Genomic DNA, 12,207 nt, shown 5'->3' with positions numbered 1-12,207 from the left:
CTATGGAAGAACAAGATTTAAGTGCTTACAGAAAATCTTACGAAAAGCGTGAGTTGCTAATGGAAGACACACCAGAAAATCCATTAGAATTGTTTAGAAGTTGGTTTATAGAAGTCGATCAGCATTTTTTAGAAGACGAAACCAATGCCATGACAGTGTCTACCTTGGGTTTAGATGGCTACCCGAAAAGTAGAGTCGTGCTATTGAAGCGTTACACTTACGAAGGTTTTATATTTTACACCAATTACGAAAGCGAAAAAGGGAAGGCCATATTAGTAAACCCTAATGTATGTTTGTCATTTTTTTGGCCAAAAGCCGAACGCCAAATTATTATAAAAGGGCAAGCCGAAAAACTGCCAGAAAATATGAGCGACGGCTATTTTGAATCGCGGCCGCGAGGTAGTCAGTTAGGGGCGTTGGTATCGCACCAAAGCAAAGTTATTGCAAGCCGCGATGTTTTAGATGAGGAATTAAAAACATTAGAGACTACTTTTGAAGGTAAAGAGATACCACGACCAGAGTATTGGGGCGGTTTTTTAGTTAGGCCTGTTGAATTGGAATTTTGGCAAGGACGCCCAAATCGCCTTCACGATCGCATTCGCTATCAATTACAAGACGATTACAATTGGAAAAAAGACAGATTATCGCCTTAAAAAATAAATTCATCTTATCATTTTATAAACAAAACCCAACGCTATATGTGTTGGGTTTTGTATTTTTATACGGTATTAATCGTTCGTAATCTTTAAACCATGAAACTGTATAAACTTCTAAAAGTATGTAGTGCCTTGTCGCTATTCATATTTATTGCTTGTAATAATGAGCCTAAAAATACATCTTCGTCTTTATTGAATATGAATGCATCAGATCATCCCACCATCTATGTGTCTTCAGACCAAACTCATGAATATCACGTGTTATCCAATCCAGATTCTGCCGATGGCATGATTACTTTAAGAGATATAAAAGCGAATACAGATTATGTTTTAAAGCGCGTACCTAGCGCCAGTGGTGTTAAATATGAAGATGGTGAAGGCTGGGTGTTTTGGACTAAGAACGATGAATTCATGCTACTACATAACGATAAGGAAGTCTCTAAAGGGCATTTAAAAACTACTGAAATAAAAGCAGATCCTATTACAAATCCATCGTTTAACAATATCTATTTCGGGAATTATGTGTCTGAAAGCTATACTAAAAAAGATAATGGAGCCGATTGGGTTGCGGTAACTATAAAACCGATAGACGATTTTAGAGCTAAAGTGTCTGTACGCTCTAGAGCCGATAAAAAAAATGCAACCTGTACTTTTGATGGTATTGCAACTGTAACCTCGTCTAATACATTAAAATTAACAGATAACGCAACATATATTGTGTTGTCGTTTACCAATAACCAATTAGCAATAAGCACCGAACCAGAAACCGATATTTCTAAACTAAATTTTTATTGTTCGGGAGGCGGAAGTTTAGCAAATACTTACACTAAAATAAATGGTGCGTTAGACCGTAATCAAATCGATAAAACGGGTTATGCTAAATCGTTATTTTATAACGATTATATCTTTTTTATAACAGAAACTAATGGCCAGTTGAAGTTAACCCCAGTTGGGCTGTCTGAGACCAATACCCCGATAGTGCAAACCATTTCAGGAACTGTTGTAAATGCCGAAATCGACGATTTAAATAACGATACGTATCCTGAAGTATTTATTTACACCCAAGACGAAAATGATTCTAAAGGAAAAGTTTATGGATATTCTGTTAACAATGGGAAATCTATAAGCGCAATCAATATTCCAGAATTAAGTACGCTTACAGATATTAATTCAGGGTATCAGGGTCATGATGAGTTTGCTATGGTAGAAGGCACTTTTGTTCAGCGATTTCCAATATACGCCGATGGTAAACCTTCTGGCAAAACCAAGCAAATTCAATATGTTTTAGAAGATGGCGAAGCTGCTAGACAATTGGTAGCCGACAAAGTTTTAGAATATTAATAATCTATTTAGAATACACCTGATTTTCTTGCTCGGCAACACGTATAAATGTGGTGCGTTTTGTTAACTCCTTTAAGCGTTGCGCTCCAACATAAGTACAGGTACTACGCAGTCCTCCCAGAATATCTTGTAATGTGTGTATTACTTTGCCTTTATAGGGCATAGTTATGGTTTTACCTTCGCTGGCACGATATTCAGCAACGCCGCCAACATGTTTTTTCATAGCTGTTTCGCTGCTCATCCCATAAAATTGTTTGAATTTTTTGCCTTGCTTTTCAATTAGCTCCCCGCCACTTTCTTCGTGGCCAGCTAGCATGCCGCCTAACATTACAAAATCTGCTCCGGCACCAAAAGCTTTCGCAACATCGCCAGGAACAACACAACCGCCATCGCTAATAATTTGTCCGCCCAAACCATGAGCTGCATCGGCACATTCTATAATTGCCGATAATTGCGGATAGCCTACACCTGTTTTTACACGGGTAGTGCATACCGATCCCGGGCCAATACCAACTTTTATAATATCGGCTCCAGACAATAACAATTCTTCAACCATTTCGCCTGTTACAACGTTGCCTGCTATAATAACTTTCTCGGGATAGGCCTTACGGGTTTGCTTTACAAATTTCACAAAATGTTCGGAATAGCCATTGGCAACATCTATACAAATGAAGCGCAATTGCGGGTGTTCATTGAAAATTTGCTTTAATTTTTCGGCATCAGTTTTACTTGTGCCTGTACTTACAGCGATGTAATTTTGAATATTAGTAGGTGCTGAACTTAAAAATTCTAACCAGTCCTGTAAACTGTAATGCTTATGTATGGCTGTAAATAAACCTTGCTTAGCCAATTCTAACGCTAAAGAAAAAGTGCCAACAGTATCCATATTTGCAGCCATTATTGGGATGCCTTTCCAGGTAGATGTACTGTGCAAAAAAGTAAATTCACGTTCTAAACTTACTTCCGACCTACTTTTTAAAGTAGAGCGTTTTGGTCTTATCATTACATCTTTAAAGCCTAGTTTGATATCGTGTTCTATTCGCATTTAACATAAAGTTTAAGTTACTTTATAAAAGTACGAGTTATGAAATATTAAGAAAACGTATAAACATAAAAAAGCCCAAATGTTATTAACAAACAGTGTTAGTTAATAGTTTGGACTCTTTAAACGATAAGTATATTTATTTACAAGCAATAACGCTTATTTCTACGTTTACAAACTTAGGAAGATTGGCAACTTCTACAGTTTCTCTTGCAGGAGCAGTATCTTCATTAAAATACTGGCCATATACTTCATTTATTTCGGCAAAATTATGCATGTCGCTTATAAAAATAGATGTTTTTATAACGTCTCCAAAATCCATATCGGCGGCTTTTAAAACTGCTTTTAGGTTTTCCATAACCTGTGTGGTTTCGGCTTTAATAGTATCTAAAACCAATTGGTTGGTTTCTGGATTTATGGCAATTTGCCCTGAAGTGTATAACATACCATTATTTAAAATAGCTTGATTATAAGGACCAATAGGGGCAGGAGCGTGCGGTGTTGTAATTACGGTTTTCATATTGTGTTATTGTTATAATTGTTGATCGGGTTGTAAACGTTTATCGTATTTAATATCCTTTAAAATATTCGATTTAATACCTATAAAGAAATACCAAGATTTTCTAGCGCTGAAGGGTACCCAACTAAAATTCATACGCCAACTTAACAAGTCACGTTCTAAACGCAATTGGGTATATGTGAAGCCCATATTTTTAAAATCGTAACCAGACGAAGCACCAACACTCCAACGCGGTGATAACTCTATATTTCCAGAAAACATTAAGGAATGCGATGAAATTTCATTCTGTCTTGCTGCATTCGAATAGTTTACTGCATAAGCTAGGTTAAGTGTCCACGGAATTTTAAATTTATAAAACTCGGTATCTTTCTTATCTTCATCATCTTCATTTTCATTATCAAAGAAACTCTGATCTGAAAAATCCTGAGACACCCCAAATAAATCGTCGTCGCGACCACCACCTCTTAAGTTTTCCTGAATTCCCCTTTCATTTTCTTTTTCTTCTTTAGAGCCGTCAAACATTTTACTGGATAGCGAGTAGCTCATCGTCATATTCGCACTGGTTAGTCTAAATAAACTCCCGTTGTTATTAATGTTGTATACATTAATTCTTCTATTGTTATTATCCAATGCATAAGGGTCTAGGGTTGCACCAAAATTTATATTCATTTTATTATCTAAAATTTGGGTACCACCGCTTACTCTTAAAGGACTCCAACTTAACGAATCGGCTGCAAAATTATACGAGGTAGAAAAGTTTAAATTGTTAAGCAGCATTACTTTTTTAGGTTCGGTTGCGGTGCTATCGCGATCCCTTACTTTAGCTTCAAAGTTGTTACCTAAAGATAACCCCAAGGAACTCGAAAAATTTTGATTAGGAGCACCGTAAATCGACTCTTCAAATCGTGAATATTCATCGTAAGTATTGCCGTCGGCATCAATTACATAACTGTCGTAGTATTGATCGAACGACGGATTTATATTATAGCTGATAGACGGACGCATAACGTGTCTTATAGCTTTAATACGGCTGTCTTTGCCTTCTTTTTCGAAATCGAACATTCCATAAATTGTGGTTCCTAGACTGGCATTAAAATTATACGTTCGGTAAGCATCAAAACCATTAACAGTTTCTTCAACAACATCATCTAGCACCTCGTCGTAATATTTTCTAATCGTTTTAAACGTCCAATTTTCTTGATAGTTGGTACCAGCACTTAAACTGAAATGTTTAAAAAGTTTGAAGTTGGTACTAATTGGTATACTGTGTTGCACGCCGGCTCTAGCATCGTCGAACATTTGTGGTTTAAAAAATAGCGAATCGGTAGTTTGAATTTGATTTTCTGCCCGCGCGCTATATTGAAAGTTTATGTTATGAATAATGCCTTTTTTAGAACCTACTTTAGGAGCAAACGGAAAAACCCTACTCATGCTACCCTGAAATGTAGGAAGCGTCATGTTTATTTGCTTGGTTTGCGTATTTTGGGAATGTGTTGCCGTAACACTTAAGTTGACCTGGGGTTCGCCTTCGAATGTTTTAGAATACGATACCGAAGACGACATGGTGTTATTTAAAAAGTTTCCTGTGTTAATTTGGTTGATAGAGGTCTGGTAATACTGGCTACTACCAAGGTTTACGGATGCCGAAAATCGCGATGTTGGATTAGATTTAGAATCCTGACTATGCGACCACCTAATGTTATATACAGTGCTTTTAGAATAGTCTGGAAACCCTTTTTCGCTACTAATTAAATTCTCGTACCTAAACCCTACATTTCCTCTAAATTTATAACGGAATGCATAGTTGCTTTCTACCCTAAAACCATAACTTCCGTTGGTGTAATAATCTCCTAAAACGGTTAAATCGGCATAATCGCTAACAGCAAAATAGTATCCGCCATTTTGTAAAAAATAACCTCTGTTATTATCTTCACCAAAGCTAGGGATAATAATTCCTGACGTTTGTTTATCTGTTAACGGAAAAAAACCAAAAGGTACAGCAACAGGAGTGGGTACATTGGCAATAACCATATTGGTAGGGCCTACAACTATTTTTTTATCTGGTACAAATTTAATCTTACTCGATTTAAAATAATATTCTGGATTTTCCAGATTTTCCGAGGTTGTAAACTGCGCTTTAGACATAAAAATAACCGAGTCGTTTTCCTTTTTTACTATAGGCGCAATAACATTAAAACCAGATTGCTCTGTTTTAGAATTAAAAATTAACGCTTTTTCGGTATCAAAATTAAAACGAATTGAATCGGGTTCCACCACGCTTTCAGCTTGCGTAAATATAGGATGCTGCGTATATATGCCCGCAGTATCTTTTATGCGCCCGGCATAAACTTCGTTTTTACTATAATCTATTACAATTATACCAGACTTAATATTCATATCTCCGTAAGTCACTTCGGCTTCGTTGTATAAATATAATTTTTGTTCGGCACGGTTAAAAGATGTGTAATCTTTGGCAGAATAGGTTACTATATCGGTTAAAAACTCTTGTTTAATTTTAACACTATCTAAATGCGTGGTATCTTGTATTTGTTCCGATATTTCACGGGTTTGTAAACTATCTATTACAACTTTTGTGCTGTCTTCTGGAATAGGATCAACTTTCTGGCTGGGTTTCGGGATGTCTTGGGAAAAGCTAGAGGTGTTGATAAACACTGTAAAACTTAAAGCTAAAAGTATTTGAAAGTAGTTTGTACGCAATGCTTTTAAATGTATTTTTGTAACCGTCTGGCTTGGTATTTAAAAAAGCCAAAATTACATATATTTTTTGTGATTGATTAATATTCACAAAAAATTAATAATAAACCACTGTATTAAGAGTTATTGTCTATATGAAAACGAAAACCCTATTACTTTTCTTATCTTTTTTACTGTCTTTTTTTTCTAACTCATTATCAGAAACTAAGGCGCAAAACGCCAATAAATTTGTAGTTGTATTAGATGCTGGCCACGGGGGGCACGATCCGGGGAAACCTACAAAATATGGTTTTAAAGAAAAGGATGTAGCTCTAAAAATTGTTCTGAAAATAGGGGAATTGTTAGAAAAAAATCCCGACATAAAAGTTATTTACACCCGTAAAACCGATGTGTTTGTAACCTTACGCGGGCGTGCAAAAATTGCAAATGAAGCCGATGCCGATTTATTTGTATCTGTACACTGTAACGCACACAACTCGCAAGCCTATGGTACCGAAACTTATGTAGTAGGGGTAGCCAACACACAACGCAATTTTGATGTAGCCAAACAAGAAAACGAAGTGATTTTACTGGAAGATGATTACGAAAAGCATTACGACGGTTTTAATCCAAATGCTCCAGAATCGCTTATTGGCTTAACATTGATGCAAGAAGATTACATAGATTACAGCATTTTATTGGCTGGAATGATAGAAAACAACTTTTCAGGCAAACTAAACCGTAAAAGTCGCGGTGTAAAACAAGCCAGTTTGTGGGTTATGCACAATACTTATATGCCAAGTGTTTTAATCGAGACAGGATTTATTACCAATAAAAGTGAAGGTGCCTATTTGAATTCGTCTAAAGGACAAAACGAAATTTCGGAGGCCATTAAAGATGCCATTTTAGAATATAAAAAATCGTTAGACTTAAATATTGGCGAAAACATAGGAAGACCTGTTACAAGCACGGTAACTTTAGAAAAAGATGATGCCGAGATTTATAACGACGTAGAGTTTAGAGTGCAAATAGCAGCAAGCTCAAAAAAACTAGAACTCGAAGCTTATAATTTTAAAGGCCTACACGATGTAACACGCGAACAGACTGGTACAATCTATAAATATTTCTACGGGAACACTTCTAATTACTCCGAAATAAAAAAGTACCATACCGAAGCAAAATCAAAGGGATATCCTTCAAGTTTTATAGTCGCTTATAAAAATGGAGAACGCATACATTTAGATAAAGTGTTAAAAACAACATCAAATTAAGTGTATTCTAATATTTTTATTTCTAATTTTGTTTATCAACTAAAAACAGTACTTTGAAAATAACAAGAGAAGTTAAAACGGCTATTTTAGTTATAGCCGGAGTGATATTTTTTATATTCGGATTTAATTATTTAAAAGGCGAAAATTTACTGGATTCCTCTAGAATTTTTTACGTGGTTTACGATAATGTAGAGGGGTTAACGCCATCTACACCTGTAACTGTTAATGGGTTTAAAATCGGGAATGTAAAATCTATTTCAATCCAAGAAGACCAATCGGCAAGTTTGTTGGTGGAAATGGTTATTAACCACGATTACACTTTTTCTAAAAATAGTACAGCCGAGTTGTACGATACTAGTTTAATTGGTGGTAAAGCGATTGCTATAGTTCCCGCATTCGATAACGCCGAGATTGCTAAAGATAAAGATTATTTAAAAGCATCTAAAAAATCGGGGTTAACAGACATTGTTGGCGAAAAATTAGCCCCGCTGCAAGAAAAAATAGAAGCTATGGCCGATAATGCCGATTCTTTACTAGTGAGTTTAAATGATGTTTTTGACGAAAAAACCAAACAAAACTTAAAAGATGCCGTAGCGGGATTAAACGAAACTATTGTATCTTTTAAAGCGACATCCAATTCGTTAAATGGTATTTTAACCGAAAATAAAGAAAACATAAGCGGTACGTTAAACAATTTAAACCATGCATCGACCAATATTTCTAATTTAACCGATTCGTTATCTACCGCCAATATTTCCGAAATGGTAGCGAATATAGAAAAGACTTTAGCATCGTTCAACGGTGTATTAACCGATTTAGATCAAGGTAATGGATCGATGGGGAAATTGTTAAAGGACGACGATTTGTATAATAATTTAGAAGGCGCAACCTTGCAATTAGAACAATTATTGCAGGATTTAAAATTGAATCCGAAACGTTATTTTCATTTTTCTGTATTTGGAAAAAAGCCAAATGGTTACGATGCAGACCAGAACCAAGTTGAAGACAGCGGTTTAAATGTAGATGTAGAAACGTCTCAAAATTAATCATGTATGGGTATAATTTCTAACATAGTATTTGCTGTAATTCTTGTTTTAGGTGTTGGATATTTCGTTAAAAATGTAAAAACATTAATACGTAATATTAAACTTGGGCACGATGTAGATGTAAGCGATAACACATCGCAACGTTGGAAAAATATGGCCATGATTGCTTTGGGCCAAAGTAAAATGGTAAGACGCCCCATTGCAGGCCTGCTTCATATTATAGTTTATGTAGGCTTTATTATCATTAACATAGAAGTTTTAGAAATTATTATTGATGGTTTATTTGGCACTCATCGTATTTTTTCTGGATTGGGTGTGTTTTATGGCATTTTAATTGGAACTTTCGAAATCTTAGCGTTTCTAGTTTTAGTTTCGGTTATTGTATTTTGGGTACGTCGAAACATCATTAAATTACAACGCTTTTGGAAATCCGAGATGAAAGGCTGGCCAAAAAGCGATGGTAACATCATCTTGTATTTCGAAATGGTGTTAATGATTTTGTTTTTAGTCATGAATGCTACAGATGTACACTTTCAAACCATGCAATCAGGAAATGTAATTAGCCAATTTATAGCGCCTTGGTTTCAAGGGCTTTCAGAGGCTACTTTGCACACTATAGAACGTACCGCTTGGTGGCTTCATATTGTAGGAATTCTGGTGTTTTTAAACTATCTGTATTTTTCTAAACATTTACATATTCTCTTAGCTTTCCCAAACACATATTATGGCAGTATAGCGCCTAAAGGAAAATTAAATAATTTAGAATCGGTGACTAAGGAAGTGCAAATGATGATGGACCCAGATGCCGATCCTTATGCCATGCCAGAAGCAACTGAAAATGATGAGGAACCTGCCAAATTTGGCGCTAGCGATGTTCAGGATTTAAATTGGGTGCAATTGTTAAATGCTTACACCTGTACCGAATGTGGGCGTTGTACCAGCGAATGTCCAGCAAATTTAACCGGTAAAAAATTATCGCCACGAAAAATTATGATGGATACCCGCGATCGTCTAGAAGAAGTGGGCAAAAATATAGATGCGAACAAGGGTGAATTTAAAGACGATGGCAAACAGTTATTAGGCGATTATATTACAGCCGAAGAACTTTGGGCCTGCACCACCTGTAATGCCTGTGTAGAGGCTTGTCCGGTTAGTATCAATCCATTATCCATAATTATAGATATGCGTCGTTATTTAGTGATGGAGCAAAGTGCTGCGCCAACAGAACTTAATAACATGATGAGTAACATAGAAAACAACGGAGCGCCTTGGCCTTACAACCAAATGGATCGTTTAAATTGGAAAGACGAGTAAATGAAGCATGAAATATTCAACAGCCATAGCAACGATACTTTTTCTGTTTTTTGTTAAAAACACCATGGCTCAAGTTGGGTATCAAAAAGATTCATTACAAATAAAAGTCTATTCCGAAATAGATTATCACAACAGGCAGGTTGAAGCCATCCGCATTACAAAAGTGTTTTGCGACTATTGTACAGCTTATCAAAAAGATATAGTAGGCGAAGAGGCTTTCCGAAGAACGTACCTAGCTAGGTTCGATAAAAATGTAAGACAAATAGAAGGCACCTACAGGCATGCCTTATTTATTAGAGTATCTAAAAAGGATTTTGCTAGAATTAGAACTGAAGAAGAACAGGCACAAGAGCAAGATTCTATTTTAAATAATTAAAGATTAAGACTACAAAGTCTTTAAAAATAATATACCATGAGCGAAACGTTAAACGTGCCAACGATGGCAGAGTGTATGGCCGAAGGCCGACAACCCGAAATTTTATTTTGGGTAGGTTCGGCAGGAAGTTACGACGATAGAGCTAAAAAAATAACCCGAGCTTTCGTTAAAATACTTAATAAAGCAAACGTCGATTTTGCGGTGTTAGGCACCGAAGAAAGTTGTACTGGCGATGTAGCCAAACGCGCTGGAAACGAATTTCTGTTTCAAATGCAAGCCGTAACCAACATCGAAATTTTAAATGCTTATGAGATAAAACGTATCGTTACAGCTTGTCCGCACTCGTATAACACTTTAAAGAACGAATACCCGCAATTAGGAGGTCACTATCAAGTTCAGCACCATACGCAGTTTATAGAAGAGCTCATTCATTCTGGTCGGTTAAAAATTGAAAACGAAAATACGTTTAAAGGGAAACGAATTACGTTTCACGACCCGTGTTACTTGGGCCGTGCCAATAATGTTTACGAAGCACCAAGAGCTTTATTACAAACTTTAGGGGTAGAAATAGTAGAAATGAAGCGTAACCGCAAAACTGCTTTATGCTGTGGTGCCGGCGGCGCCCAAATGTTTAAAGAACCAGAAAAAGGCGATAAAGATATTAACGTTTTGAGAACTGAAGATGCGTTACAAACAAATCCAAACATTATAGCTACTGGTTGCCCTTATTGCAATACCATGATGACAGATGGTGTTAAAGCCAAAGAAAAAGAAGCTACTGTAACAGTATTAGATGTAGCCGAATTACTGGCTACTGCCCAAAATTTATAAATGAAAAAACTATTAACCGTACTGTGTTTGCTTGCTGTAAGTCTAGTAAGTGCGCAAGAACAAAACAAAGAAGCTATTTTACAAGACATTGCTAAAGCTTCATGCGATTGTATAAATAATAAAAATTTAGACTTAAATAACCTGCAACGCGAAAAGTTAGAAATGCATTTTGGCTTATGTGTTTTAGAAAGTTATTCGAGTTCGCCACAGGCACAAGAACTTTTAAACATATCGTTCGACGATAGCGATTCTTTAGAAAAACTTGGAGAAACAATTGCCTTAAAAATGATGAGCGAGTGTTCGGATGTAATGACCTTAGTTGTTGGAAATTATTTAGATGAAGCGCCTATAGATGCTTCCAATTTAGAAAGTCGACTCAATAATTTAAAATTTGTAAAGCTAGATACAGACAATCAATTTAATGTTTTAACGTTAAAAGATAAATCAAGCGGCAGAAATTACACCTTTTTGTGGTTAGAGTATTTTGAAGGCGCTCAATGGCTTCAAAACGAAAAAGAATTAAAAAAATCAACCTTAAGTATTCATTTTGTTGAAAAGGATTTTTTTGATTCTAAAATAGAAGAATACAGAAATTTTAAAATAATAACTAAGTTAACAGTAAACTAAATGTTAGTAGATTTTAATACATTACCAGAAACATCTAGAGTTTGGATCTATCAGGCCAACCGCTCGTTTAGTGATTCTGAACTCGAAGATATAACGCATAAATTAAACGAATTTATTACCAATTGGACAGCGCATGGTGCCGATTTAAAAGCAGGGTACGAGATTAAATACAAACGCTTTATAGTGCTTGCCATAAACCAAGAGTTCAATAAGGCATCAGGTTGTTCTATCGATGCTTCGGTGCATTTCATTCAAGAATTAGAGAAGGCCTATCAGGTAGATTTAATGGATAAAATGAACGTGTCTTACAAACAAGGGGAATTTGTGGCTTACAAAACCTTATCCGATTTCAGAAAAATGGCTAAAGATAAAGCGGTATCTAAAAACACCATTGTGTTTAATAATTTGGTAAACAATATAGCAGAATACAAAGAGAATTGGGAAGTCCCGGCACAAGATAGTTGGCATAGTCGATTTTTAAGCTAATAC

At 35.8% G+C, this 12,207-nt stretch carries 12 protein-coding genes; 9 read left to right on the top strand and 3 right to left on the bottom strand.

Going from position 1 to position 12,207, the window contains the following annotated elements; all coding sequences use genetic code 11:
* Nucleotides 1-2: 2 nt before the first annotated feature.
* Nucleotides 3-653, top strand: a complete 651-nt coding sequence (gene pdxH, locus ACR9EA_RS08640) for a pyridoxamine 5'-phosphate oxidase (RefSeq protein ID WP_435139698.1) — start codon at nucleotides 3-5, stop codon at nucleotides 651-653.
* Nucleotides 654-752: 99 nt separating this feature from the next.
* Nucleotides 753-1,997, top strand: a complete 1,245-nt coding sequence (locus ACR9EA_RS08635; protein WP_435139696.1) for an MliC family protein — start codon at nucleotides 753-755, stop codon at nucleotides 1,995-1,997.
* A gap of 4 nt (nucleotides 1,998-2,001) precedes the next feature.
* On the opposite strand, the gene ACR9EA_RS08630 is transcribed toward ACR9EA_RS08635, so the two are convergent.
* From ACR9EA_RS08630 to ACR9EA_RS08620, 3 genes are all read right to left on the bottom strand, one after another.
* A complete protein-coding gene (locus tag ACR9EA_RS08630; protein WP_435139694.1) occupies nucleotides 2,002-3,042 on the bottom strand; it encodes a GMP reductase in 1,041 nt (346 codons plus the stop codon).
* A gap of 136 nt (nucleotides 3,043-3,178) precedes the next feature.
* Nucleotides 3,179-3,559, bottom strand: a complete 381-nt coding sequence (locus tag ACR9EA_RS08625; RefSeq protein ID WP_435139692.1) for a RidA family protein — start codon at nucleotides 3,557-3,559, stop codon at nucleotides 3,179-3,181.
* 12 nt (nucleotides 3,560-3,571) lie between these two features.
* A complete protein-coding gene (locus tag ACR9EA_RS08620; protein ID WP_435139690.1) occupies nucleotides 3,572-6,277 on the bottom strand; it encodes a putative LPS assembly protein LptD in 2,706 nt (901 codons plus the stop codon).
* Nucleotides 6,278-6,408: 131 nt separating this feature from the next.
* On the opposite strand from ACR9EA_RS08620, the gene ACR9EA_RS08615 reads away from it, so the two are divergent.
* From ACR9EA_RS08615 to ACR9EA_RS08585, 7 genes are read left to right on the top strand one after another with little or no spacing between them, the layout of a single operon-like run.
* Nucleotides 6,409-7,524 (top strand): N-acetylmuramoyl-L-alanine amidase family protein, encoded by a 1,116-nt coding sequence (locus ACR9EA_RS08615; protein ID WP_435139688.1) that lies wholly within the window; start codon nucleotides 6,409-6,411, stop codon nucleotides 7,522-7,524.
* Between the two features lie 53 nt (nucleotides 7,525-7,577).
* Nucleotides 7,578-8,570, top strand: coding sequence for an MlaD family protein (locus ACR9EA_RS08610; protein ID WP_435139686.1), 993 nt, complete (start codon nucleotides 7,578-7,580; stop codon nucleotides 8,568-8,570).
* Nucleotides 8,571-8,576: 6 nt separating this feature from the next.
* Nucleotides 8,577-9,884 (top strand): 4Fe-4S dicluster domain-containing protein, encoded by a 1,308-nt coding sequence (locus ACR9EA_RS08605; RefSeq protein ID WP_435139684.1) that lies wholly within the window; start codon nucleotides 8,577-8,579, stop codon nucleotides 9,882-9,884.
* Between the two features lie 7 nt (nucleotides 9,885-9,891).
* Nucleotides 9,892-10,260: a hypothetical protein gene (locus ACR9EA_RS08600; protein ID WP_435139682.1), complete on the top strand. Its 369-nt coding sequence runs from the start codon at nucleotides 9,892-9,894 to the stop codon at nucleotides 10,258-10,260.
* Between the two features lie 36 nt (nucleotides 10,261-10,296).
* Nucleotides 10,297-11,091 (top strand): (Fe-S)-binding protein, encoded by a 795-nt coding sequence (locus tag ACR9EA_RS08595; RefSeq protein WP_435139680.1) that lies wholly within the window; start codon nucleotides 10,297-10,299, stop codon nucleotides 11,089-11,091.
* On the top strand, nucleotides 11,092-11,718 hold the full coding sequence (locus ACR9EA_RS08590) for a hypothetical protein (RefSeq protein WP_435139678.1): 627 nt from the start codon (nucleotides 11,092-11,094) through the stop codon (nucleotides 11,716-11,718).
* Complete coding sequence (locus ACR9EA_RS08585; protein WP_435139676.1) at nucleotides 11,719-12,204, top strand: ABC transporter ATPase; 486 nt, start codon at nucleotides 11,719-11,721, stop codon at nucleotides 12,202-12,204. It begins immediately after the preceding gene.
* Nucleotides 12,205-12,207: the final 3 nt, after the last annotated feature.

Source organism: Formosa sp. A9 (assembly GCF_051200825.1).
Classification (GTDB): Bacteria; Bacteroidota; Bacteroidia; order Flavobacteriales; family Flavobacteriaceae; genus Formosa.
This window is presented reverse-complemented; position numbering and strand designations above follow the sequence as displayed.

Excerpts from the sequence above, each read along its gene's own strand:
- pdxH (WP_435139698.1), top strand. The coding sequence starts at position 3 with ATGGAAGAACAAGATTTAAGTGCTTACAGAAAATCTTACGAAAAGCGT.
- ACR9EA_RS08635 (WP_435139696.1), top strand. The coding sequence starts at position 753 with ATGAAACTGTATAAACTTCTAAAAGTATGTAGTGCCTTGTCGCTATTC.
- ACR9EA_RS08630 (WP_435139694.1), bottom strand. The coding sequence starts at position 3,042 with ATGCGAATAGAACACGATATCAAACTAGGCTTTAAAGATGTAATGATA.
- ACR9EA_RS08625 (WP_435139692.1), bottom strand. The coding sequence starts at position 3,559 with ATGAAAACCGTAATTACAACACCGCACGCTCCTGCCCCTATTGGTCCT.
- ACR9EA_RS08615 (WP_435139688.1), top strand. The coding sequence starts at position 6,409 with ATGAAAACGAAAACCCTATTACTTTTCTTATCTTTTTTACTGTCTTTT.
- ACR9EA_RS08605 (WP_435139684.1), top strand. The coding sequence starts at position 8,577 with ATGGGTATAATTTCTAACATAGTATTTGCTGTAATTCTTGTTTTAGGT.
- ACR9EA_RS08600 (WP_435139682.1), top strand. The coding sequence starts at position 9,892 with ATGAAATATTCAACAGCCATAGCAACGATACTTTTTCTGTTTTTTGTT.
- ACR9EA_RS08595 (WP_435139680.1), top strand. The coding sequence starts at position 10,297 with ATGAGCGAAACGTTAAACGTGCCAACGATGGCAGAGTGTATGGCCGAA.
- ACR9EA_RS08590 (WP_435139678.1), top strand. The coding sequence starts at position 11,092 with ATGAAAAAACTATTAACCGTACTGTGTTTGCTTGCTGTAAGTCTAGTA.
- ACR9EA_RS08585 (WP_435139676.1), top strand. The coding sequence starts at position 11,719 with ATGTTAGTAGATTTTAATACATTACCAGAAACATCTAGAGTTTGGATC.